The sequence below is a fragment of the Actinomadura sp. ATCC 39365 genome (genome assembly GCF_054392275.1).
In genome coordinates this window covers 4,107,930-4,132,120 of the sequence record NZ_CP184335.1, presented here as the reverse complement: position 1 = coordinate 4,132,120, position 24,191 = coordinate 4,107,930, and the positions used below count along the sequence as shown (strand labels likewise).

Annotated in this window: 17 protein-coding genes and 1 pseudogene; 6 read left to right on the top strand and 12 right to left on the bottom strand. The window is 73.8% G+C overall.

The annotated features are described in order from the left end of the window. Window positions 1-39: 39 nt before the first annotated feature. The 5 genes from ACNF49_RS20475 to ACNF49_RS20455 all read right to left on the bottom strand — a co-directional run bounded on the left by ACNF49_RS20475 (window position 40) and on the right by ACNF49_RS20455 (window position 5,126). Entirely contained in the window at window positions 40-1,404 is a 1,365-nt protein-coding gene (locus tag ACNF49_RS20475; protein ID WP_357964578.1) for a HAMP domain-containing sensor histidine kinase, read from the bottom strand. Continuing rightward, the gene (locus ACNF49_RS20470; protein ID WP_482944697.1) at window positions 1,401-2,099 is read right to left on the bottom strand and encodes a response regulator transcription factor; all 699 of its coding nucleotides are present in this window, start codon (window positions 2,097-2,099) and stop codon (window positions 1,401-1,403) included. The genes ACNF49_RS20475 and ACNF49_RS20470 overlap by 4 nt, the downstream gene beginning before the upstream one ends. A gap of 103 nt (window positions 2,100-2,202) precedes the next feature. After that, the gene (locus ACNF49_RS20465) at window positions 2,203-3,708 is read right to left on the bottom strand and encodes a phytoene desaturase family protein (RefSeq protein WP_482944696.1); all 1,506 of its coding nucleotides are present in this window, start codon (window positions 3,706-3,708) and stop codon (window positions 2,203-2,205) included. 112 nt (window positions 3,709-3,820) lie between these two features. Then, window positions 3,821-4,123, bottom strand: coding sequence for a hypothetical protein (locus ACNF49_RS20460; RefSeq protein ID WP_357964583.1), 303 nt, complete (start codon window positions 4,121-4,123; stop codon window positions 3,821-3,823). 112 nt (window positions 4,124-4,235) lie between these two features. Continuing rightward, the gene (locus ACNF49_RS20455; RefSeq protein WP_357964584.1) at window positions 4,236-5,126 is read right to left on the bottom strand and encodes a LysR substrate-binding domain-containing protein; all 891 of its coding nucleotides are present in this window, start codon (window positions 5,124-5,126) and stop codon (window positions 4,236-4,238) included. 70 nt (window positions 5,127-5,196) lie between these two features. On the opposite strand from ACNF49_RS20455, the gene ACNF49_RS20450 reads away from it, so the two are divergent. The 4 genes from ACNF49_RS20450 (at window position 5,197) to ACNF49_RS20435 (ending at window position 10,504) form a co-directional block, all read left to right on the top strand. Continuing rightward, window positions 5,197-6,306: a YeiH family protein gene (locus ACNF49_RS20450; protein WP_482944695.1), complete on the top strand. Its 1,110-nt coding sequence runs from the start codon at window positions 5,197-5,199 to the stop codon at window positions 6,304-6,306. Window positions 6,307-6,427: 121 nt separating this feature from the next. After that, window positions 6,428-7,354: a pseudouridine-5'-phosphate glycosidase gene (locus tag ACNF49_RS20445; RefSeq protein ID WP_357964587.1), complete on the top strand. Its 927-nt coding sequence runs from the start codon at window positions 6,428-6,430 to the stop codon at window positions 7,352-7,354. Then, window positions 7,351-8,280 carry a carbohydrate kinase family protein gene (locus ACNF49_RS20440; protein ID WP_357964589.1) on the top strand — a complete coding sequence of 310 codons (930 nt, stop codon included), beginning with the start codon at window positions 7,351-7,353 and terminating at the stop codon, window positions 8,278-8,280. Before ACNF49_RS20445 ends, ACNF49_RS20440 begins: the two co-directional genes overlap by 4 nt. 82 nt (window positions 8,281-8,362) lie before the next feature. Beyond that, window positions 8,363-10,504: a hypothetical protein gene (locus tag ACNF49_RS20435; RefSeq protein ID WP_482944694.1), complete on the top strand. Its 2,142-nt coding sequence runs from the start codon at window positions 8,363-8,365 to the stop codon at window positions 10,502-10,504. Window positions 10,505-10,521: 17 nt separating this feature from the next. Here the strand turns inward: ACNF49_RS20435 and ACNF49_RS20430 are convergent, their stop codons facing one another. The 6 genes and pseudogenes from ACNF49_RS20430 to ACNF49_RS20405 form a co-directional block, all read right to left on the bottom strand. Then, window positions 10,522-13,434, bottom strand: coding sequence for a helix-turn-helix transcriptional regulator (locus ACNF49_RS20430; protein ID WP_482944693.1), 2,913 nt, complete (start codon window positions 13,432-13,434; stop codon window positions 10,522-10,524). Between the two features lie 58 nt (window positions 13,435-13,492). Then, on the bottom strand, window positions 13,493-13,927 hold the full coding sequence (locus ACNF49_RS20425; protein WP_357964592.1) for a GNAT family N-acetyltransferase: 435 nt from the start codon (window positions 13,925-13,927) through the stop codon (window positions 13,493-13,495). 80 nt (window positions 13,928-14,007) lie between these two features. After that, window positions 14,008-15,144 (bottom strand): acyl-CoA dehydrogenase family protein, encoded by a 1,137-nt coding sequence (locus ACNF49_RS20420; protein ID WP_352357043.1) that lies wholly within the window; start codon window positions 15,142-15,144, stop codon window positions 14,008-14,010. A gap of 2 nt (window positions 15,145-15,146) precedes the next feature. Then, window positions 15,147-16,052 carry a hydroxymethylglutaryl-CoA lyase gene (locus ACNF49_RS20415; RefSeq protein WP_357964594.1) on the bottom strand — a complete coding sequence of 302 codons (906 nt, stop codon included), beginning with the start codon at window positions 16,050-16,052 and terminating at the stop codon, window positions 15,147-15,149. After that, a complete protein-coding gene (locus ACNF49_RS20410; protein WP_482944692.1) occupies window positions 16,052-18,001 on the bottom strand; it encodes an acetyl/propionyl/methylcrotonyl-CoA carboxylase subunit alpha in 1,950 nt (649 codons plus the stop codon). Before ACNF49_RS20410 ends, ACNF49_RS20415 begins: the two co-directional genes overlap by 1 nt. Before the next feature lie 2 nt (window positions 18,002-18,003). After that, window positions 18,004-19,556: pseudogene (locus ACNF49_RS20405) on the bottom strand (carboxyl transferase domain-containing protein). Window positions 19,557-19,680: 124 nt separating this feature from the next. Between ACNF49_RS20405 and ACNF49_RS20400 the strand changes: the two are divergent. Next, entirely contained in the window at window positions 19,681-20,232 is a 552-nt protein-coding gene (locus ACNF49_RS20400) for a TetR/AcrR family transcriptional regulator (protein WP_357965845.1), read from the top strand. A gap of 231 nt (window positions 20,233-20,463) precedes the next feature. Continuing rightward, on the top strand, window positions 20,464-22,599 hold the full coding sequence (locus ACNF49_RS20395; protein ID WP_482944691.1) for a thiamine pyrophosphate-dependent enzyme: 2,136 nt from the start codon (window positions 20,464-20,466) through the stop codon (window positions 22,597-22,599). Here the strand turns inward: ACNF49_RS20395 and ACNF49_RS20390 are convergent. Continuing rightward, window positions 22,588-24,168 carry a serine/threonine-protein kinase gene (locus tag ACNF49_RS20390; protein WP_482944690.1) on the bottom strand — a complete coding sequence of 527 codons (1,581 nt, stop codon included), beginning with the start codon at window positions 24,166-24,168 and terminating at the stop codon, window positions 22,588-22,590. The two genes, ACNF49_RS20395 and ACNF49_RS20390, sit on opposite strands and share 12 nt — an antisense overlap. Window positions 24,169-24,191: the final 23 nt, after the last annotated feature.

Here is a 24,191-nt window from a genome sequence, read left to right as displayed (position 1 = left end):
GAGGCGCGTCCTTACCGCTGTTGTCTCCATGCAGCCAGCTCACGATTCGGGTCTTTGAGAGGACTTATCCGATTGTGAGTGACGAGTGAGAGTTCCGGGAAGATCGATCGTCGCGATCGCGCCGCCGCCGGGCGCGTTGGACAGCCGTACCTTGCCGCCGGTCTCGGACACGGCCTGCGCCACGATCGCCAGGCCCAGCCCGGAGCCGGGCAGGCCGCGGGCCGAGGGCGAGCGCCAGAAGCGCTCGAAGACGTGCGGCAGCTCCTCCTCGGGGATGCCGGGGCCGTGGTCGCGGACCGTCAGCCGGCCGTCCTTGAGCGAGACCTCGACCTGGCCCTCGGGGCTGAACTTGCGGGCGTTGTCGATGAGGTTGAGCACGGCGCGTTCGAGCGAGGCAGGGCTGCCGACGACGTACCAGGGGTGCAGGTCGGTGCGCACGTCGGCGCCGCGCAGCCGGGCGCGTTCCGCGGCGGCCGTGACGACGTCGTGCAGGGCCAGCTCGACGTGCGGCTCGTGGTCGGTGTCGCCCCTGGCGAGCTGGAGCAGGTCGCCGACCAGCGTGGACAGCTCCGCGAACTGCGCCTTGACGTTGACCAGCAGGCGTTCCTTGGCGCCCGGGTCGAGCTGCCTGCCGGTCTGCTCGCTGCGCAGCAGCAGGTCGATGTTGGTGCGCAGGGTGGTGAGCGGGGTGCGCAGCTCGTGACCGGCGTCGGCGACGAGCTGCTGCTGGCGTTCGCGGGAGCCGGCCAGGGCGGCGGTCATGGCGTTGAAGGAGGAGCTGAGCCGGGCGATCTCGTCGTTGCCCTGGACGGGGATGCGGGTGTTGAGATCCTCGGTCTCGGCGATGTGCTCGGCCGCCCTGGTCAGCCGGCCCACGGGGCGCAGGGCGGTACGGGAGATGGCCCGTCCCGCCAGTGCGGCGCCGATCACGCCCACGGCCGCGACGGCGGCGAGCGCGAGCGCGGTGTTACGCAGCGTCAACTTGATGTGGTAGAGCGGCCGCGCCTCCAGGACGGCCACGCCGGGCGCGAAGTTCAGGGTCACGACGCGCACCTCGTTGCCGTCGCGCGTCACGCCGTTGCGGTAGACCGGCTCGCCGCGTCCGGGTATCGCCTTCTTGTCCTCCTCCGCCGGCACGATCGGCGAGCCGAGCGAGCAGGTCCTGCCGTCGGCGAACAGCAGCGTCGCCATGTCGTGGTAGTCGGAGGAGCCCTCCGGCGTGCAGTTCTCCTGGAGGAACCGCTCGTCGCCCTTGCCCTCGGGCTCCAGGATGGTCTGGTCGAGCTGCCTGATGACCTGGTTCTGCACGATGAACCAGGACAGCCCGGCGCACACCGCGATCGCGATCGCGACGGCGGCCGCGACCAGCAGCGTCAGCCGCGTGCGCAGGCTGTTGCGGATCACGGGGTGGCCCGTAGGACGTACCCCACTCCGCGGACCGTGTGGATCACCCGGGGCTCTCCCCCGGCCTCGGTCTTGCGGCGCAGGTACATGACGTACACGTCGAGGGAGTTGGAGGTCGGCTCGAAGTCGAAGCCCCACACCTCGTTGAGGATCTGGTCGCGGGTCAGGACCTGGCGGGGGTGGGCCAGGAACAGCTCCATCAGCAGGTACTCGGTCCTGGTCAGGTCGAGCCCGCGGTCGCCGCGGGTGACCTCCCTGGTGGCCGGGTCCATGCGCAGGTCGCCGTAGGAGAGCGTGCCGCCGTCGGCGGCGCCCGTGCCGAGCGCGCCGCGGCGCAGCAACGCGCGCACCCGGGCCAGCAGCTCGTCCAGCTCGAACGGCTTGACCAGGTAGTCGTCGGCCCCCGCGTCGAGCCCGGACACCCGGTCGCCGACGGCGTCGCGGGCGGTGAGCATGAGCACGGGGATGTGGTTGCCCTGGGCCCGCAGCCGCCGGCAGGCGGTGAGCCCGTCGAGCCGCGGCATCATCACGTCGAGCAGCACCGCGTCGTAGGACTCCGCGGCCAGCGCCTCCAGCGCCGCCTGGCCGTCGTTGGCGGTGCCGACCCGGTAGCCCTCGAACTCCAGGCTCGACTGCAGCGCCTCGCGCAACGCGGGCTCGTCGTCCACCACCAGCAACCGTGCGGGCTCACTCATGTGTCACAAGATATGAGCCCACTATGAGAACACGATGAACGGGTTCACCGATGTGTCCTGAGAAATCGCCACGGCGACGCGGGAACGGCGCCTCCGGCTCGGTTCAGGGCCGCAGCAGCGCCATGGCCGCGTTGTGGCCGCCGATCCCGCTCACGCCGCCGCCCCTGCGGGCCGCGGCGCCGCACAGCAGGATGCGTTCGTGCCCGGTCTCGACGCCCCATCCCCCTTCTTCCGCGTACGGCCAGCTCAGGTCGGCGTGGAAGATGTGACCGCCCGGCAGTCCCGCGTCCCTCTCCAGGTCGACGGGGGTCTTGGCCTCGACGCACGGGGTGCCGTCGGGGGCGCGGAGCAGGCAGTCCTCGATGGGTTCGGCGAGCACCGCGTTCATGGAGGCGAACGTGGCCCGCAGCGCATCCTCACGCGCTTTTTCTGGATTTTCCCGGAAAAGTCGGGCGGGCATGTGGAGGCCGAACAGGGTCATCGTCTCGGCCTTCCCCCGCAGTTCCGGTCCCAGAATGGACGGGTCCGTCAGGGAATGGCAGTAGACCTCCGCGGGCGGCGATTCCGGGATCTCCCCTCGCGCCGCCTGCTCGTACGCCTTCGCGAGCTGGTCGCGTCCCTCGTTGATGTGGAAAGTGCCGCTGAAGGCGGCCCGGGGATCGGCCGCGGGGTCCTTCAGCCTGGGCAGCCGGGCGAGCACCATGTTGACCTTGAGCTGCGCGCCCTCCGGCACGGTCGCGGGCCCGCCGAGCACCCGGTCCAGCACCGCCGGGGGCAGGTTGACCAGCACGTGGCGGCCGTCCACGGTGTGCTCGCCGTCCTCGGCGACGTACGTGACCTCGCCCGACGGCGAGATGCCGACGATCTCGGCGCCGGTCCTGATCTCGGCCCCGGCCCGCCGGGCCGCCCGCTCCAGCGCGCCGGAGACCGCGCCCATGCCGCCCACCGGGACGTTCCACTCGCCGGTGCCGTCGCCGATCACGTGGTAGAGGAAGCACTTGTTGGCCAGCAGGTCGGCGGACGGGTCGGCGAACGTGCCGATCAGCGCGTCGGTGAGCACGACGCCGCGCACGGTGTCGTCGGCGAACCGCTCGTCCACGGCCTGCCCGACGGGCCGGGCGAACAGGTCGCGCCAGGCCTCCGGGCCGACCAGGCGCTCGATCTCCGCGGGGGTGCGCAGGGGTTCGAGCAGCGTGGGGGCAAGGGCGCGAGCCACGTCCGCCGTCATGGCGTAGAAGTCGCGCCAGGCGCGGTGGTCGTGCTCACCGCCGGTGACGGCGCGGAAGGAGGCGGCGGTGCGGGCCTCGTCCTCGTTGTCGACGAGCAGGCCGGTGTCGCCCTTGGGGGTGTAGGAGGCGTACCGGCGGCGGCGCAGGTCGAGGTCGAGACCGAGGTCGCGGACGATCTGGGTGGGCAGCAGGCTCACCAGGTAGGAGTAGCGGGACAGGCGGACGTCCACGCCCGGGAAGGCCCGCGTGGAGATCGCCAGGCCGCCGACGTGCCCGAGGCGCTCCAGCACCAGGACCCGGCGGCCGGCTCCGGCGAGGTAGGCGGCCGCGACCAGCCCGTTGTGCCCGCCACCTGCCACGACGACGTCATACGCACCCATCCCCGCACCTTATGACCCGACCTGTGCCCTTAGTCAACGGTTCGCGCGGAGATGGTGCGGCAACTCGCGGGTGGGCCCGGCCGGGGTCCCCTCCCGGCCGGGCCCGGATCCGTCAGCCCGTCCTGTTCACCCAGACGCGCTTGACCGGCCAGGGCGTGAGCCGTACCGAGGAGACTCCGCCGACGGCCGTCCAGCCGCCGGTGAGGACGATCGGCCCGGCGTACGGGTGCGACTGCTCCACCCCGACGGCGTGCTGACCGGTGCCGGAGGTGCAGCTGCTGTAGGCGTAGCCGCCGCTGACCCAGGCGGTGCAGTCGGTGGGCGCGGCCAGGGCGGGCGACGGCGCGAGGCCCGCCGCCGCCAGGCACATCACCGCCGATCCGGCCAGGGCGACGAGAGGACGACGAAGGCTCATACGGAGTCTCCTGGGTTCGGGGGGTGAACGTGGCCTAACTTTTAGGAAACTTTCCTAAGCGAAAGCTAGATCGTCCGCCCGGCAGCGTCAACAGCCCGCCCGCCGGACCTCCTCACGGGCGGCTGGCGATGGCCAGGAGCGTGGCGGCCGGGGCGGTGAGCGAGCGCCCGCGCCGCCACACCGCGCGCAGGTTCCGCACCAGGTTGAGCCCGGCGAGCGGCACCTCGACCAGGCGGCCGGTCGCGATGTCCGCCTCGACCGCGTAGCGGCTGAGCACGGCGGGCGCGGCCCCCGCCTGCGCCGCCCCCTTGACCGCCGAGTTCGACCCGAGCTCCAGGCGGGGGCTGGCCCGGTGGAGGCTCTTGAACGCCACGTCCAGGGTCTCGCGGGTACCTGAGCCCGGCTCGCGTACCACGAGGGGCGTGGCGGCCAGCTCGGCCCCGCGCAGGGCCGTACGGCGGCGGGCCCAGGGATGGCCGGGGGCCACCACGACGACCAGCCGGTCGGTGCCCACCACCCGGCTGTCCAGCCCCTCGGGCACGGTCGGCCCCTCGACGAACCCCAGCTCCACCTCCTCGCCCAGCACCCTGGCCGCGACGTCGGTGGAGTTGACCACGTCCAGCCCCACCTGGACCTCGGGCTCACGGTTCTGCAACTCGCCGAGCCAGCGCGGCACCAGGTACTCGGCCACCGTCATGCTGGCGGCCACCCGCAGGTGGGCCGCCTCGCTGTGCCGCACGGCCTGCACGGCCCGCATCAGCTCCTCGGCCGCGGCCAGCACCTGGGCCGCCCACCCGGCCACCATCCGGCCCTCGGCGGTGAGCGTGGACCCGCGCGGCGTGCGCTCCAGCAGGGGGACGCCGAGGCGGCGCTCCAGCATGGCCACCCGCTTGCTGGCCGACGGCTGGGCCATGCCCGCCGCCTTGGCCGCCTGGCCCAGGCTGCCCAGCTCGCCCACGTCGACCAGCAGCTTCAGCGAGTCGAGATCCGGCAGCGCACTCATAGCCACAGGCTATGGCCTCCCAGTCAACGCGTGTCTACCGGCCGGTACGCAGGCCCCGAAGACTGGCATCATGCCTCTCCCCGACCAGCGGATCCCCCCGCTCACCGCGCCCCGGCCGACACCCGATCCCCGAGGCGGCGAGGCGCCGGCCGCCCCCGCGGCGTCGGTGTGGCCGGGCATCGGGCTGGCCGCCGCCGCCGTGGTGGTGGCCGTGGTGGTGAACCGGTTCGCCCCGGCGTTCAGCCCGGCGGTGATCGCGGTGCTGTCCGGGGCGGTCCTGGCCAACCTCGTGGCCTGGGCGGCGACGTCCGCGCGGTGGGCCGGGGCGGGGGCCGTCTGGGAGCGGTTCAGGCCGGGGCTGGCGTTCGTGGCCCGGCGGGTGCTGCGGGTGGCGATCGCGCTGCTCGGGCTCCAGATCGCGCTGCCGCAGGTGCTCGCGCTCGGCTGGCAGACGCTGGTGATCGTGGTGACGGCGACCGGCGTGACGTTCGCGGTGACGCCGCTGATCGGCCGCCGCCTGGGGCTGTCGCCCGGCACGTCGCTGCTGGTCGCGACCGGGGTGTCCATCTGCGGGGCGGCGGCGGTCGCGGCCATGCGCGAGAGCGCGGACGACGCCGACGACGATGACGCGGCCGCCGCGCTGAGCGTGGTCGTGCTCTACGGCAGCGCGGCCATCGTGGCCGTCCCGGCTCTGGCGGCGCTGCTCGGGCTGTCGCCGGCCCAGCTCGGCGTCTGGACCGGCGCGGCCGTGCACGAGGTGGCGCAGGTGGCCGCGATCGGCGCCGCGTCGGGCGTCCTGGCCGCCGCGGTGACGGTCAAGCTGGCCCGCGTCGTGCTGCTGGCCCCGCTCGTCGCCCTGACGTCCTTCCGTGCCCGCCGCTCCGTGGCCGGTGCGCCCGCGGCGAGCCGGCGGGAGGGGCGCCGGACCCCGGTCATGCCGCTGTTCGTGGCGGCGTTCCTCGTCATGGTGGCGGTACGCAGCACCGGCTGGGTGCCGGACGTCGTCACGCGGGCGGTCCCGCAGGTCACCAACGTGCTCATGGCCGCCGCCCTGTTCGGCCTGGGCACCGGGATCGACGTGCGCAAGCTCGTCAAGGGCGGGCGGGCCGTGCTGCTCGGCGCCATCGCCACCGGGCTCATCGCGGCCGTCTCGCTCACCGGGGTCGCCGTGCTGCTGTGACAGCCGCCTGAGTGGACGTCCTGACCAGGCCACCGTACGCTGCTCTGTTCGGAACAAATTCCGTCAGGCACGCCGTTCTCCCTGAACCGGCCAGGACCACTCAAGGAGCTTGAAACCCGTCATGCGCAGCGCCACCGATCCCTTCCTCCAGCCGTCCGACGAGGTCGCCGAGGCCCTGGCCGGCGGCGCGCCCGTCGTGGCCCTGGAGTCCACGATCATCTCCCACGGCCTGCCGCAGCCGCGCAACCTGGAGGTGGCCCGCGAGCTGGAGGGTGTGGTCCGCGCGGCGGGCGCGGTCCCGGCGACGATCGCCGTCCTCGACGGCGTGGCCAGGATCGGCCTGGACGAGCTGGAGCTGGAGCGCATCGCCACCGAGTCCGGGCTGCGCAAGCTGGGCCAGCGCGACCTGCCGCTGGCCGCCGCCCTGAAGGCGAGCGGGGCGACCACCGTGTCGGCCACGTCGTTCCTGGCCGCCCGCGCCGGCGTCCGGATCTTCGCGACCGGCGGCCTGGGCGGCGTGCACCGCGGCTGGACCGAGGACCAGGACGAGTCCGCCGACCTCGACACCCTGGCCCGCACCCGCATCACGGTCGTGTGCGCGGGCGTGAAGTCGATCCTCGACGTGCCGGCCACGCTGCAGCGGCTGGAGACGCGCGGCGTGACGGTGGCCGGCTACCGTACCGACACCTTCCCCGGCTTCTACCTGAACTCCTCCGGCCAGCCGATCGACTGGCGGATCGAGTCGCCCGAGGACGCCGCCGCCGTCATGCGCGGCCAGGACGCGCTGGCCGGTCCGGAGACCGCGTTCATCGTGGCCAACCCGGTGCCGCGGGACCAGCAGCTCGACCCGGCGCTGCACGACCGCGTGCTGGCCGAGGCGCTGGCCGCCGCCGAGCGCGAGGGCGTCAAGGGGCAGGCGATCACGCCGTTCCTGCTCAGCTACCTCGTCAACGGCACCGGCGGCGCCTCGCTGGAGGCCAACCTGGCCGCCGTGCGCGGGAACACCGCCCTGGCCGCCGAGATCGCCGTGGCCTGGTCGCGGGCGTGAGTGACACGGGCCTCCTGGTCGTCGGTGACGTCGTCACCGATGTGGTGGCGCTGCACGGCTCCCCGGTCATGGCGGGCACCGACACCGCCGCGGAGATCGTGCTGCGGCCCGGCGGCTCGGGCGCGAACACCGCCGCCTGGGCCGCCCACCTGGGGGCCGACTCGCGGCTGCTGGCCAAGCTCGGCTACGACAGCAGCGAGTGGCACACGACCGAGCTGGTCAGGACCGGGGTCCGGCCCCACGTGCTGGTGGACCAGGAGCACCCCACGGCGGTCGTGATCGCCATGGTGGACAAGACCGGCGAGCGTTCCATGCTCACCAACCGCGGCGCGGGCGGCCTGATCTCCGACGCCGACTGGGACCCGTCCCTGCTCGACGGGGTCGGGCGGCTGCACCTGTCGGGTTACACGCTGTTCGCGGCGCCCGGCCTCCGCCTGGCCAGGGCCGCCGTCCGGGACGCCGTCGCCGCCGGGGTGCCGGTCAGCATCGACCCGGCCTCGACGGGCCCGCTGCGGGACTTCGGCGTCGAACGTTTCATGCGGGAGACGTCCGCGGCCGACCTGATCATCCCGAACCTGGACGAGGCCCTCGTCCTGACCGGTGCCCCGTCGCCGGAGCGGGCCGCCGTCCTGCTGAGTGAGACGTACGGCACAGCGGTCGTGAAACTGGGCGCCGAGGGCGCGCTGGTGGCGGTGGACGGCGCGGTCACGGCGACGTGCGCGGGCGTGTCCGCCGAGGTCGTGGACTCCACGGGCGCCGGTGACGCCTTCGCGGCCGGGTATCTCGCCGCCATCCTCCAGGGGGCGGACGCCGCGCTCGCGCTGGAGGCGGGTTGCCGTGCCGGTGCGCAATGTGTGGCCCAGGTGGGCGGCCGTCCACGGTACGGTTTGGATCTGAACCGTCTTTACCCTATTCACACTGATTGATAGCTTGCCGCGTAGGCTGCACCATTAGCCACATGCGTACCGGGTTGCCCACGCGGCCCACTGGGGAGGATAAGGTCCGCCGATGGAAGTCGAGTCATCGATCTGCCTGAGCGACCTCGTCCCTGCTCTGCGCTGGAGCCGCCCTCAGCAGGTGGCCGAGGTGCTGGGTGATCCGCGGCTGCCGGCGGGGTGGTGGTCCTCGCTCGCGGTGTCCAGGGCGCTCGGCACGGCGGGTCTCGACTGGGTCTGCGAACGGCTCGCCCGGCTGATCTCCACCCGCTGGGACCATCTGCCGCTGGTGGACCTGCTTCCCGCGCTCGCCGTCCATCAGGTCGATCCGGCGCTGCCCGGCTGGCCGGAGGCCACCCGTACGGCGATCACGGGGCTCGGCGGCTGGCAGCGGCTGCGCCGCCTGTCGCCCGGCGATCTCGGCACCCCGTCGGCGACGCCCGAGGTGGTGGTCGGCTCGGTGCTGCGCGAGGTGCTCGGGCGCATCCCGGCGCAGCGGGAGGCCGTACCCGCTCAGCAGTCCGCCTCGCCGGACGTCACCCGTCCGCTCGCGCGTGGCGCGACGGGGTCCTTCCCGGCCGTCCCGGTGGCTGAGCCCGATGCGTACGCCGCCCAGCCCGGCAGCGGCCCCCAGCGCCCGCCCGCCGCCTTCACCCCGCACAGCGACGCCTTCCCCGCTCAGCCCCAGGGCGCCCCGCGCCAGGCCCCGGCCGGTGAGGGCGGCCTGCCGCAGCGCCCGGCCGCGGCCCGGCCCGCCGCCCAGCAGCCCGGCTCGTTCCTCCCGCCGCCCGAGAGCGGCCAGGGACACCAGACCGGCTCCTTCACCGCCCAGCCCGACGCCGCCCGCCAGACCGGCTCGTTCCCGGCCCAGCCCGAAGGCGCCCGCCAGACCGGCTCGTTCCCGGCTCAACCCGAAGGCGGCCGTCAGGCCGGGTCGGTCCCGGCTCAGCCTGCCAATGGGCCTCAGACCGGGTCGTTCCCCGCGCAGCCGTCCGGTGGGCCTCAGACCGGGTCCTTCCCGGCGCAGGGTGGTGCACGGCTGCCGCAGCGGCCCACCGCCGGGCGTCCGGACGGCGGCCCGCAGGCCCCCGACGGCCCCCCGTACGCCGCCCCCGTCCCCGGCGGGACGCCCGCTCCCGGCCAGGTCCCCGCCGACCCCGACCACGCGATGGTCCGCGTCGTGGACGGCCTGTTCCGCAGCCTGGACAAGCTGGAGCTGGCCGTCGCCGTGCACCGGCTGTTCGCCGAGGACCCGGTCAGCCTGCGCACGCTGGCCCACAAGCTGCTGGTGGACCGCGAGGTGCTCTCCCAGGCCCAGCGCACCGCCGAGGAACGCGTCCTGCACTGGCTGCGCTCGTCGGAGTCCGCGCCGGTCACCGGCCACATGTTCCGGCTCACCGAATGGCTCGGCGCGGCGGCCACCGAGGAGCAGCTCATCGGCGCCGACCCGGCCCACCCCGCGATGGTCCCGTCGCTGCGCACGCCTCTGTGGCGGGTCCTGGTGACGCTCATGCCCGACCGCCGCCTCCAGGACGGCTGGCTGGTCGTCGGCGACATCCACGGCCTCCAGGCCCGTACGCGGCAGGTCCTGGCCGCCGCCCCGCCGGACACCGACGTCGTGGAGCTGCTCGCCGAGCTGGGCATCCGCGCCCACTCCGCCAAGGCGTGGCTCGACGCCCTGCCCTCGGAGTCGGCCCCCGGCCCGGCGGACGCCTCCCCGCAGCCCGCCCAGCCGCTCCCCCGCCGTACGCCGGGCGCCAACGGCCACCACCACCGGGGCGGCCAGCCCATCCCGACGGCGGGCGCGAACTCGATCGACCCCTCGGCGGCCCTGGCCACGTTGTCCGCGCTGTCCGGCGGCCGGTCGGGCATGCTGCCCGGCAGCCTGGCCGGAACGCCGGCCACGCCACCTCCGCCGCTGCCGAGCCCGTCGTCCGACCCGCGCCGCTGGCAGCGCATCGAGGTCACCCCGGAACACCTCAGGGGCGGCCCGGTGCCGGTGCCGGAGGGCTACGCGGCCCAGCTCGGCATGCGTCCGGGCACCCTGCTGTCGGTGACCGGGCCCGGCGACAACGCGATCGTGCTGGTCTGGCAGGGCCACCAGCCGGTCTTCGACTCGCTGCAGCCGGTGCTCATGCGCCTGAACGCCCGCCCCGGCGACCAGGTCTACGTCACGGTGGACGGCTACCGCCTGGAGGCCCAGCTCACCGGCTGACGCTCGCGCCTACGCGGTCACCCGAACAGGCCCAGCCGGTGGGCCGTGGCCGCCGCCTCGCCGCGGGTGGCGACGCCCAGCTTGGCCAGGATGTTGGAGACGTGCACGCTGACCGTCTTCACCGAGATGAACAGCGCCGCGGCGATCTCCCGGTTGCTGCGCCCGTTGCTCACCTCGCGCAGCACCTCCAGCTCGCGCGCGGTCAGCCCCAGCGGCGGTCCGTCGGGCTCGTCGGCGCCGCCGACGCGGGCCCGCCGTCCGAACACGTCGAGCTGTTCGAGCAGCGGCGTGGCGCCCAGCTGCGCGGCCAGCTCCCGCGCCCGCGCCACCATCGCGGCCGCGCCCCGCCGGTCGCCCTCGGCCAGCGCCGCCTGGGCGGCCCCCACCAGGCACTGCGCCTCCGCGTACGGCTGCCGCAACCCCGCCCAGGCCGCCACCGCCGACTCCCACGCCTTGAGCTGGGCCGCCCCGCCGAGCCCCTCCTCCGGCCCGGTCAGCGCCGCGAACGTCAGCCGCTGCGCCTCCTGGAGGTCGCCGTCGACGGCCAGCTCCCGCGCCACCTCCCGCAGCCGCGCCACGACGGCCGCCGCCACCCCCGCGTGCGGCGCGCCGGCCTCGCCGAGAGCGGGCCGGGCGAGCTGCGCGAACGTCACCAGCAGCGGCCAGGCGTAGCGCGGCGAGGGCCGCAGGTCCTGCTTCTCCAGCCCCCGGGCCGCGGCCTCCAGCGCCTCGCCGAGCCGCCCCTGCGCCCGCAGCAGCAGGACCTGCCTGCGCAGCTGCGGCAGCACGGTCTGGTCCCGGTAGGTGCCGCGCGCGAACACACTGGCGGAGGACGACAGCAGCCTGTCGGCCCGGTCGATCTGCCCCCGCGCGAGCGCGATGTCCATCACGAACCCCTGGAGGCTGGCCCGGTAGGGGGCCGGCGGCGCGAGGTCGAGCGCCTGCTCGACCACCTGGAGCGCCTCGTCCCAGCGGCCCAGCGAGAGCAGCGGCTCGGTCAGGTTGATCGCCAGGAACGTGCCGGACGTGCGCGCCAGGCCGTAGTGCCCGGCCTCCTGCACGCCCTCGCGGGCGACCTGGGCGGCCCGCTCGTGCCGTCCTGCGCCCTCCAGCGCGTCGGACTCGGAGATCGCGCAGCGCATCAGCGCGTTGTAGGCGCCCTGGGCGCGGGCGACCCGGCGCGCCTCGGCGAACTGCCCGAGCTGGGCCTCGATGTCGGAAAAGCGGGACCGCGCCCAGGCGAGGCTGATGAGCGCGTGGGCCTCGACGTTGGCGTCGCCCATCTCGTGGCCGATCTCCATGGCGAGCTGCGCCGTCGCCAGCTTCTCCGGCCAGTCCTCCGGACGGTGCAGCATGCGCGCCAGCGTCTCCAGGACCTGGCCGCGCAGCTTGGTCGGCGGCTCGGCGGGCACCAGCTCGGCCGCCTGGCGCAGGTCGTCGAGATAACCGGCGCGGCCCAGGTCGTAGCGGGTCAGGCCGCGCTGGCGCAGCAGGGTGGCCGCGGTGATCGGGTCGGCGTCGAGGTCGACCTCGGCGAGCGCGGCCCCGGCCATGGCCAGGCTGCGTTCGTACTCGCCGGCGAGGTGGGCGACCGTGGCGGTCTGCCGCAGCACGTCGAGGCGGCCGCAGCCGATGCGCTCGGCGGCGTCGGGAACCTGGTCCCACAGCTCCAGCACCCGCGAGAGCATCCTGAGCTGCTCGTCGTAGGCGGTGGACTTGCGGGCCGCGGCGGCCGCGCGCCAGGCGCTGACCAGCGCCCAGGTGGAGTCGTGGGCGGAGTGCCAGTGGTGGGCCAGCTCGATCGCGCCGCGCGGGGCGGGCAGGATCGACAGGTCGCGTTCGAGTGCCTCGGCGTAGCGGGTGTGGAGGCGGGTGTGCTCGCCGGGCAGCAGGTCGTCGTGGAGCGCCTCGCGGATGAGCGCGTGCCGGAAGCCGTAGCCCTCGCCGTCTACCACCAGCACGTTGCCCGCCACGGCGGGGCGCAGCGCCCGCGACAGGGCGGTGTCGTCGAGCCCGGCCACCGCGCTCAGCAGGTCGTGCTCGATGCGCTGGCCGCCCGCGCTGGCCACCCGCAGCAGCTCCTGGGTCTCGTCGGGCAACCGCTCGACGCTGGCCAGCAGCAGGTCGCGCAGGGACTCGGGGAGCATGTCGCCGCCGTCGGCCTCGCTCAGCAGCGCCTCGACGAACAGCGGGTTGCCCTCGCTGCGGGCGTAGATCAGGTCCATCGCGGCGGCCGACGGCTCGCGCCGCAGGATGCTGGCCGCCTGCGCGACGGCCTCCCTGCGGGTGAGCCTGCGCAGCTCGACCCGGCTCACCCACTCGATACGGCCCAGCTCGGCCAGCATCGGCCGGAGCGGATGGGTGCGGTGGAGCTCGTCGGTGCGGTAGGTGACCACGATCATCAGCCGGGCCGCCGTGCGCTGGTAGCGGACCAGGAAGGACAGCAGGTCGCGGGTGGAACGGTCGGCCCAGTGGGCGTCCTCGACCACCAGCAGCACCGGACGTTCCTCGGCCAGGCGCTCCAGCAGCCCGAGCACCTGCTCGAACAGCCGGGCCCGCGCCTCGGCGCCGTCCTTGTCCGGCTCGCCGAACTCGGGCAGCAGCCGGGCCAGCCCGCGCGTCGTGCCCCCGGGCACCAGCGTCGCCACGCCGTCGCGCCCGAGCTCGCGCACGAGCCCGCGCAGCACGGCCGTGAACGGCGCGAACGGCAGGCCCTCGGTGCCCAGCTCCAGGCAGCCGCCGACGAGCACCCGCGCATCGCCCGCCCGGTCGATGAACTCGCTGATCAGGCGGGTCTTGCCGACCCCCGCCTCGCCACCGACGAGCACGGTGGACGACGCGCCCGCACGTGCTCTGACCAGGGCGTCGCCCAGAGCGTGCAGCTCGCGGGCGCGCCCGACGAACAGGGGGCTGACGGTGTGAATGCTCACGCCCCAAGGATGCCATCAAACACCGACAAAACGGACCGAAACTCCGGGCCGTCGTCTGTCAGCGCAAAACCTTGCGGAAGAAGGTGGCCGACGCCTCGTAGCCCAGGGCGTGGTAGAACTCCGGCGCCCGCCGGGTGGCCATCGCCACGTACCCGGCCCGCCGGGTACGCGCCCACGCCTCGAACTCCTCCAGCAGCCGGCGGCCGATGCCCTGCCGGCGCGAGCCCGACTGGACCATCGCCTCCTCGACCCAGGCGACCGGCCCGTTGGCGAACAGCGTCAGGTGCACGAACCCCAGCAGGTATCCGTGGACGCGTCCGCCCACGACGGCCGTGAGCAGCAGGGCGTCCTCGTTGCGCAGGAGTTGCGGGAGCGCGGCGTCGAAGGCCGCGCGCTCCGGCCTGAAGGTCAGCCCGAACTCGCGCGCCAATGCGAACACCTCGTCCGCGTCCGCCTTCTCCGCCCTCCTGATGAGAAGATCGTCCGCCGTCATGAGGTACGACACTAGAACCTCTGTGCCCTTTCGTCCATCGTGCCACGGGAGTGTGCCGTGACGTCCGGTACGGCGTCCGGTCAGAGGTCGCCGAGGCCGAGCTGGCGGGCGATGAGCATGCGCTGCACCTCGCTGGTGCCCTCGCCGATCTCCAGGATCTTGGCGTCGCGGTAGAAGCGGCCGACCGGGAACTCGTTCATGAAGCCGTACCCGCCGAACACCTGGGTGGCGTCGCGGGAGTTGTCCATGGCCGCGTTCGAGGACACCAGCTTGGCGATCGCCGCCTCCTTCTTGAACGGCACCCCGGCCAGCATCTTCTCGGCCGCGTGGTAGTAGGCCAGGCGGGCGGTGTGCGCGCGCACCTCCATGTCGGCGATCTTGAACTGGATGGCCTGGTAGTGGCCGATCGGGTGGCCGAACGCCTTGCGGTCCCTGACGTACTTGAGGCATTCGTCCACGCAGCCCTGGGCCAGGCCCACGCTGAGCGCGGCGATGGCGATGCGGCCCTCGTCGAGGGTCTGCAGGAACTGCGCGTAGCCGCGTCCCCGCTCGCCGAGCAGGTTGGCGGCGGGCACCCGGCAGTCGGAGAAGGACAGCTCGCGGGTGTCGGAGGCGTTCCAGCCGACCTTGGAGTACTTCTTGGAGACGGTGAACCCCGGCGTGCCGCTCGGCACCAGGATCGTGGAGATCTCCCGCTCGCCGGTGAGCGCGGCCACGCCGATCACGCCGGTGATGTCGGTGCCGGAGTTGGTGATGAACGCCTTCGTCCCGTTGATCACCCATTCGCCGCCGTCGAGCACGGCGGTCGTCCGCATGCCGCCCGGCACGTCGGAGCCGCCGCCGGGCTCGGTCAGCCCGAACGCGCCCAGCATCTCGCCGGAGGCCAGCCGGGGCAGCCACTCCTGGCGCTGCTCGTCGGTGCCGAACCGGTAGATCGGCATCGCGCCCAGCGAGACCGCGGCCTCCAGGGTGATCGCCACGCTGGAGTCGGCGCGGGCCAGCTCCTCCAGGGCCAGGCACAGCGCGAAGTAGTCGCCGCCCATGCCGCCGTACTCCTCCGGGAACGGCAGGCCGAACAGCCCCATGTCGGCCATCTTGCGCACGATGTCGTAGGGGAACTCCTCGCGCTCATAGTAGTCGCCGATCACGGGCGCCACCACGTCACGGGCGAACGCCTCGACGGTCTTGCGCAACTCTTGGTATTCGTCGTTCAGCATGATCAGCCTTTCGCGAGGGCCTGGACGACGCGCGAGGGGCTGGGCCGGCCCAGCCGCTCGGCCAGCCAGGTGCTGGTGGACACGAGTTTGTCCAGGTCGAGCCCGGTCTCGATGCCGAGCCCGCGCAACATCCACACGAGGTCTTCGGTGGCCAGGTTGCCGGTGGCGGACTCGGCGTACGGGCAGCCGCCGATGCCGCCGGTGGAGGCGTCGACGGTGGTCACGCCCGCCTTGAGGGCGGCGAGCGTGTTGCCGAGCGCCTGCCCGTAGGTGTCGTGGAAGTGCACGGCGAGCCGCTCGGGGCCGCCGAACGCGCCGATCAGCTCGGTGACGTGGCCCGGCGTGCCGACGCCGATCGTGTCGCCGAGCGACAGCTCGTAGCAGCCGAGCCCGAGCAGCCGCTCGCCGACCGCGACGACCTGCCCGACCGGCGTGGGCCCCTCCCAGGGGTCGCCGAAGCACATCGACACGTACGCGCGCACCCGCAGCCCGTGCTCCAGCGCCCTGGCCACGACCGGCTCGAACATGTCGAACTGGCTCTCCAGCGTGCGGTTGAGGTTCTTGGCGGCGAAGGTCTCGGTGGCGCTGGCGAAGATCGCGATCTCGGTGACGCCCAGCTCCAGCGCCCGGTCGAGCCCGCGCTCGTTGGGCACCAGCACCGGGTAGCGCACGCCTGGCCTGCGGTCGAGGCGGCCGAGCAGCTCACCGGCGTCGGCCAGCTGCGGCACCCACTTGGGGTGCACGAAGCTGGTCGCCTCGATGACCCGGTGGCCGGCGTCGGCCAGCCGGTCGATGAACTCCGCCTTCACCTCGACCGGCACGATCGCCGACTCGTTCTGCAGGCCGTCGCGCGGGCCCACCTCGTAGACCGTGACCCGCTCGGGAAGCCCTTGCATGCGGTACGGCATCACGCCTCCTCACCGGTGACCACGGCCAGCACGGCGTCCATGTCGACCGGCCTGCCCGGCTGGACGGGCAGCTCGGCGACCACGCCGTCGCACGGGGCGGTGACCGTGTGCTCCATCTTCATGGCCTCGACGACGACCAGCGGCTGCCCCTTGCTCACCTGGTCGCCGGGCTGCACCTTGACCAGCAGGACGGTGCCGGGCATGGGGCTCCTGACCACGCCGTCGCCGGCCGCGGCCGCGCCGGGCCGGTCGCCCGGGTCGCCGATGAGGTGGCGGGTGAACGCCCACGACTCGCCGTCCTTGCCGAGCCAGAGCGTGTCGCCGTGGCGGGCGGTCAGGTAGCGGGCGGTCCGGCCGCCGAGCGTGACGGCCGCCTCGCCGCCGCCGGTCGTGATCCGGGCGGGCACCGCCTCGCCGTCGAGCAGCACCTCGGCCGAACGGCCGGGCAGGCCGCGGACGGGCACCGCGTGCACGCCGACGCGCGACTCCAGCCGCCAGGTCGTCCAGGCGGGCTCGCCGACCCGCCAGCCGTCGGTGACCTGCCAGGGGTCGGGGCCCTGCGGCAGCGTGTGGAAGATCAGCGCCGCCGCCGCGGCCACCTCGCGCGGCACGCCGGACTCCGGCAGCAGCTCGGGCAGTACCCGTTCGACCAGGCCGGTGTCCAGCTCGCCCGCCACGACCGCGGGGTGGCGGGCGAGCGCGCGCAGGAACGGCACGTTGGTGACCACGCCCAGCACCGCGGTACGGGCGAGCGCCCGGTCGAGCGCCCTGAGCGCCGCCCCGCGCTCCGGCGCCCAGGCGATCACCTTGGACAGCATGGGGTCGTAGTCGCTGCCGACGACGCCGTCCTCGGCCAGGCCGGAGTCGACCCGCACCCGGCCCGGCCCGTCGTCGCCGGGCTCACGCAGGGCCAGCACACGCCCGCCGCTGGGCAGGAAGCCGCGCGCCGGGTCCTCGGCGTAGACCCGCGCCTCGACGGCGTGGCCGTCGAGCCTCACCTGCTCCTGGCCGAACGGCAGCGGCTCGCCGGCCGCGACGCGCAACTGCAGCTCCACCAGGTCCAGGCCGGTGACCAGCTCGGTGACCGGGTGCTCGACCTGGAGCCGGGTGTTCATCTCCATGAAGTGGTAGGAGCCGGTGGTGCCGTCGACGATGAACTCGACCGTGCCCGCGCCGACGTACCCGACCGAGCGGGCGGCCTCGACGGCCGCGGCGCCCATGTCGGCGCGCATGGCGGGGGTCACGAAGGGCGACGGCGCCTCCTCGATGATCTTCTGGTGCCGTCGCTGCAGGCTGCACTCGCGCTCGCCCAGGTGCACGACGTTGCCGTGGGCGTCGGCCATGACCTGGATCTCGATGTGCCGGGGGTTCTCGACGTAGCGCTCGATGAGCAGGGTGCCGTCGCCGAACGCCGCCCGCGCCGTACGGCGGGCCGACTCCAGCGCGTCGGGCAGCTCGGCGGCCGAGCGCACCAGCACCATGCCCTTGCCGCCGCCGCCCGCGGACGGCTTGATCAGCGCCGGGAACTCGGCCCACTCCGCCAGGTCGTCGCCCGGCTCGGCCCCGCCGGGGACGACCGGCACGCCGGCCGCCGACACCGTGGCCTTGGCGCGGATCTTGTCACCCATGGCGTCGATGGCCTCGGGGGACGGGCCGACGAAGACGAGCCCGGCCTCGGCGCAGCGCCGCGCGAACGCGGCGTTCTCGGCCAGGAAGCCGTAGCCGGGGTGCACGGCCTGCGCGCCGGAGGCGAGCGCCGCCTCAACGATCGCCTCGATGTCCAGATATTTCGAGACTTCGAGGGCGATGTCTGCTTCGCGGGCGTGCCTGGCGCCCGCGTCCGGCGGCGTGAACACCGCCACCGACTCGACGCCGAGCGCGCGCAGCGTCCGGACGACCCGGACGGCGATCTCGCCCCGGTTGGCGATGAGAACACGGTCGAAGAACATGATCACATCCGGAAGACGCCGTAGCCGGCGGGTTCGAGCGGCGCGTTGGCCGCCGCGGACAGGGCCAGACCGAGGACGGTGCGGGTGTCGAGCGGGTCGATCACGCCGTCGTCCCAGAGCCGGGCGGTGGAGTAGTAGGGGTTGCCCTGGTGCTCGTACTGGGCGCGGATGGCGTCGGGGTCGGCGTTGCCGACCGTGGTCAGCACGTTCGCCGCCTGCTCGCCGCCCATGACCGAGATGCGGGCGTTGGGCCACATCCACAGGAACCTGGGCGAGTACGCCCGTCCGGCCATGGCGTAGTTGCCCGCCCCGAACGAGCCGCCGATCACCACCGTGAACTTGGGCACCCGCGCGCACGACACGGCCGTCACCATCTTGGCGCCGTGCTTGGCGATGCCGCCCGCCTCGTACGCCTTGCCGACCATGAACCCGCTGATGTTCTGCAGGAACACCAGCGGGATGCGGCGCTGGTCGCACAGCTCGATGAAGTGCGCGCCCTTCATCGCCGACTCGCTGAACAGGATGCCGTTGTTGGCCACGATGCCCACCGGGTGGCCGTGCAGGTGGGCGAAGCCGGTGACCAGGGTGGAGCCGTACTCGGCCTTGAACTCCAGGAAGCGCGAGCCGTCCACCAGGCGGGCGATGACCTCACGCACGTCGTAGGGCTGGCGGGTGTCGGCCGGGACGAGGCCGTAGAGGTCGCGCGGGTCGTGCCGCGGCTCCTCGGGGGCGACCGTGTCCCAGGGGCGGGGGGCCCGGGGGCCAGCGTCGAGACGATGTCGCGGACGATGGCCAGGGCGTGGGCGTCGTCCTCGGCCAGGTGGTCGGTGACGCCGCTGACCCGGGAGTGCAGGTCGCCGCCGCCCAGCTCCTCGGCCGTGACCTCCTCGCCGGTGGCCGCCTTCACCAGGGGCGGACCGCCCAGGAAGATCGTGCCCTGGCCGCGGACGATGACCGCCTCGTCGCTCATGGCCGGCACGTACGCGCCGCCGGCGGTGCACGAGCCGAGCACCGCGGCGATCTGCGGGATGCCGCGGGCCGACATCGTGGCCTGGTTGTAGAAGATGCGCCCGAAGTGCTCCCGGTCGGGGAAGACCTCGTCCTGCCTGGGGAGGAACGCGCCGCCGGAGTCGACCAGGTAGATGCAGGGCAGGTGGTTGTGCAGGGCCACCTCCTGCGCGCGCAGGTGCTTCTTGACGGTCATCGGGTAGTACGTGCCGCCCTTGACGGTCGCGTCGTTGGCCACGACCACGCACTCGCGCCCGGCCACCCTGCCGACGCCGGTGATGATCCCGGCGGCGGGCGCCTGGTCGTCGTAGAGGCCGCCGGCCGCCAGCGGCGACAGCTCCAGGAAGCGGGAACCCGGGTCGAGCAGCCCGTCGACGCGGTCGCGTGGCAGCAGCTTGCCGCGCTCGACGTGGCGCTGCCGCGACCGCTCGGGACCGCCGAGCGCCGCCGCGGCCAGCCGTTCGAGCAGCTCGGCGGCCAGCCGCTCGTTGAGCTCGGCGTTGCGTTTGTACGCCTCGCTCCCGGGCGCCACGGCCGTCTTCAGCACCGGCCAGTCGCTCATGAGTCCCCTCTCGTCATGGCCGAGATGTTAGTCATCATTAACGTAATCGTCTAGCATGTGAGACGTGACCACTGCCTCCACACCTACCCGCGAGCGCGGCAGAAGGCGCATGGAGATCCTCGCGGCGGCCGCCCGGCTGTTCGCCGCGCGCGGTTTCCACGGGGTCTCCATCGAGGACATCGGGGGCGCGGTCGGCGTCTCGGGCCCCGCGCTCTACCGGCACTTCAGCGGCAAGGAGGCGCTGCTCGCCGAGATGCTGCTCGACGTCAGCTCGCGGCTGCGGGAGTCGGCGGTGGCGGTGGCGACCTCCTCCGACGGGCCGGCCGAGACGCTCGACGCGCTGCTCAACGTGCAGATCACGTTCGCGCTCGACCAGCCGGCACTGATCACCGTGCACGACCGCGAGCTGGGCAACGTGCCCGAGCCGGAGCGGCGCAGGATCAGGCGGTTGCAGCGCCTCTACGTAGAGGAGTGGGTGACCGCGCTGGCCGAGCTGCACCCGGCGTGCCCGCCGGCCCGGCTGCGCGCGGCGACGCACGCGGTCTTCGGCCTGCTCAACTCGACGCCCCACAGCGCGGGCGAGCTGGCCCCGCACGACATGCGCCCCCTGCTGCACACGATGGCCCGCGCCGCCATCGAGGCCAGCGTTAACAATCACTAACTGACAGACAGCGCCGTCAGGCCGGACGAAAACCCTGAAGCGTCGTAGACCTCTGCAAACGGTCACGGATCCGGGTCAAACGGACCGGGCCACAATCTGTCATGCACTCCGGCAGACGGCGGCGGCGATGACGGACATAATCAGGGTGTGGCGCGCGACACTGTTGAGACACATTTCATCCAATCCGTTGAGGCGCTGAAGTCAGGCCCCGCCCGAGATCCCGGCGGCCCGGTGCGCGAGGGCACGTCGCTCACCGGCGACCGGTGCCGGACCCTGTTCCAGCGCCAGCTCGACAGCCGCCTGCTCGACATCGCCGCCCGCTGGCTCCGCGAGCAGGACGAAGGCTTCTACACGATCGGGTCGGCCGGCCACGAGGGCAACGCGGCGGTCGCCGCCGCGGCCAGGGCGAGCGACCCGGCGCTGCTCCACTACCGGTCCGGCGCCTTCTACCTGACCAGGTCCGAGCAGGCCGGCCGGCTGCCCGAGCAGGGCCTTCGCGACGTGCTGATGGGCCTCACCGCGGCGGCCGACGAGCCGATCGCGGGCGGCCGGCACAAGGTGTTCGGCCACCCCCACCTGGCCGTCATCCCGCAGACCTCGACGATCGCCAGCCACCTGCCGCGCGCCGTGGGCGTGGCCTTCGCCATCGAGCGGGCCGCCGCGCTCGGCGACCGGTCGGCCTGGCCGCCCGACGCCATCGCCGTGTGCAGCTTCGGCGACGCCTCGATCAACCACGCCAGCGCCCTGACCGGGCTCAACACCGCCTCCTACGCCACCTTCCAGGGGCAGCCGCTGCCCATCCTGTTCGTGTGCGAGGACAACGGCATCGGCATCAGCGTCCGCACCCCCAAGGGCTGGGTGGAGGCGGCGGCGCGGCGGCCGGGCATCGCCTACTTCGCCGCCGACGGCTGCGACCTGGCCGACGCCTACGACGCCGCCACGCTCGCCGTCCAGCACGTCCGCGCCAACCGCTCCCCCGCGTTCCTGCACCTGTCCACCGTGCGGCTGATGGGGCACGCCGGGTCCGACGTCGAGTCGGCCTACCGCACCCAGCGGGAGCTGCGGGCCGACATGGAGCGCGACCCGCTCGTCCGCACCGCGCGGCTGCTGGTGGAGGCCGGCCTGGAGACGCCGGAGGAGCTGCTCAAGACGTACGAGTCGGCGCGCGAGCACATCCTGCGCATCGCCCTGGAGACCACCCGCGCCCCGCGGCTCGGCTCGGCCGCGGAGGTCATGGAGCCGATCGCGCCGCGCCGTCCCGACCTGATCGCCAACATCAGCCCGACCGCCGCCGAGGGCCCGCTCAGGGAGAAGGCGTTCGCCGGCTCGCTGCCCGAGCTGGAGAAGCCGCTGACGTTGTCGCAGACCATCAACCGCACGCTCGCCGACGCGCTGGTGGTCTACCCCGAGATGACGGTCTTCGGTGAGGACGTCGCCAGGAAGGGCGGCGTCTACGGCGTCACCCGGGGGCTGCAGAAGCGGTTCGGCGGCTCGCGGGTGTTCGACACGCTCCTCGACGAGCAGGCCATCCTCGGCCTCGCGCTCGGCTCGGCCGTGTCCAACCAGCTGCCGGTGCCGGAGATCCAATACCTGGCCTACCTGCACAACGCGCTCGACCAGATCCGCGGCGAGGGCGCCACCCTGTCGTTCTTCTCGCGCGGCGCCTACACCAACGGCATGGTCGTCCGCGTCGCCGGCTACGCCTACCAGAAGGGCTTCGGCGGCCACTTCCACAACGACAACGCGGTGGCCGCGCTGCGCGACATCCCGGGCCTGGTCCTCGCCTCGCCCGCCCGTCCCGACGACGCCGCCGCCATGCTGCGCACCTGTCTGGCCGCCGCCCGTACGGCCGGGTCGGTCTGCGTGTTCCTGGAGCCGATCGCGCTCTACCACACGCGTGACCTGTTCGAGGAGGGCGACGGCGGCTGGCTGGCGCCGTACACGCCGCCGGGGCGCTGGCGCGAGACGCACGTGCCCATCGGCCGGGCCCGCTCGTACGGCGAGGGCCGTGACCTGACGATCGTGACGTTCGGCAACGGGCTGCGGATGAGCCTGCGCGCCGCGGTCCGGCTCACCCAGGAGGGCTACGGCTGCCGCGTCCTCGACCTGCGCTGGCTGGCCCCGCTGCCGGTGGACGACCTGCTGCGGGCGGCCGAGCTGACCGGCAAGGTGCTGATCGCCGACGAGACCCGCCACTCCGGGGGCGTGTCCGAGGGCGTGACGACCGAGCTGATCGACGCCGGGTTCACGGGGCAGGTGGCCCGGGTGACCTCGGCCGACAGCTTCATCCCGCTGGGCGACGCGGCCAACCACGTGCTGCTGTCGGAGGAGGAGATCGAGCAGGCGGCGCGCAAGCTACTGGGCTGAGCGCGCCCCTCTGACGCAGGCCGGCTTCGACCAGGCGACCGTGGTGGCCGCCGAGATGCGCAGCGGCACGCCCACCAGGAAGCAGTAGCCGGTGTCCGGGTCGAGCCCGGCGACGCGGCCACTGGTGGCGCCCGGCCCGAGGGCGACGACGGTCACGTCGCCCCCGCCCGCCCGCGAACGTTGCAGGACGACCGGGTAGCGGCGGGCGTCGGCCGGGAGCGCCCAGCTCAGCTCCACCAGGGCGCCGCGGTCGGCGGTGACCTTGAGCCTGCGGGGGGCGAGCGCGGCGACGTCCCGCTTGCTGATCGGCGGCGGGGTGGTGGCGGCGGTCGCCGCGGGGGTCGCGGCCTCGGCGCGCCGGTCGGCGGGGCCCGGACCGGCGGGCGGCCGCAGCGACAGGTAGACGGCCAGGCCCGTGCCGGCGATCGCCACGGCCGCGACCGCGCCCCCGATCAACAGGCGCCTTCCGAGGCTCCCGGCCCCAGCGGGCGGCGTCGTGGGAGCCTCCCGCCTTGCTCCGGCCGCGCCTCCCGCCGTGGGAGCCTCCCGCCTTGCTCCCCCCATGTCCCCCGCAAGGCCGGGCGGTGGCGGGGCGGGTGCGGGGGCGTGGGGGTGGGCGAGCCGGCTGCCGGTGGCGGGGAGGGAGGAGTCGCCTGGATGCGGCGGGCCCTGCGGGCGGCGCGGGACGGTGGACGTCGCGGGCCCCGGCCCCGGATCCTGGCCCACCAGGTCGGTCACCGACAACCCCAGCTCGGCCTGCACCTCCTGCAACCGCCGCGCCAGCTCCCTGGCCGAGCCGGGCCGCCGCTCGGGCTGCTTGGACATCGCGTGCAGGATCGTCCCGAACACCGCCGGCGGCACGTCCGGCCGGTTGATCGGCGGCGGGTCGAGGCTCAGCACCCGGTACATCAGCGGCGCGATCGACGGGTCGGCCGGGTTGTGGAAGGCGGGCTGCCCGGCCAGCAGGTGGTAGAGCGTCGAGCCCAGGGAGTAGATGTCGCCGGAGGCCGAGTGCGGCTGCCCGGTGAGCACCTCCGGGGCGGCGTGCAGCGGGGTGAACGCCTGGGAGGTGGCCGAGATCTCCGCGGAGTCCACCACCCTGGCGACGCCGAAGTCGGCGATGGCGGGCTCGCCGTAGCGGGAGACGAGGATGTTCTGCGGCTTGATGTCGCCGTGCAGCACCCCGGCCTCGTGCACGGCGGCCAGCGCGCCGGCCAGCTTGACGCCCGCGCGCAGCACGTCGGGCACCCCGAGCGGCCCCTCCTTGCGGACCTTGTCGCGCAGCGAGCCGTTCTCGAAGAAGTCCATCGCGATGTACGGCTTGCCCGAGCGCGTCACGCCGGTGTCGAAGACGGTCACGACGTTGGGATGGCCGGTCAGGCGGCCGGTGAGCCGGAGCTCGCGCTGGAAGCGGCGCATGGTGCGCTGGTCGACCCGGTCGACCGACAGGACCTTCAGCGCCACGACCCGGTCGAGGCGCTCCTGGTAGGCGCGGTAGACGACGGCGAAACCGCCCTGGCCCGCCTGATCGAGCACCCGGTAGCCGGGCGCGTCCTCGGCTGGCAACACGGCACTCCCCCCTGTTGCCGGTG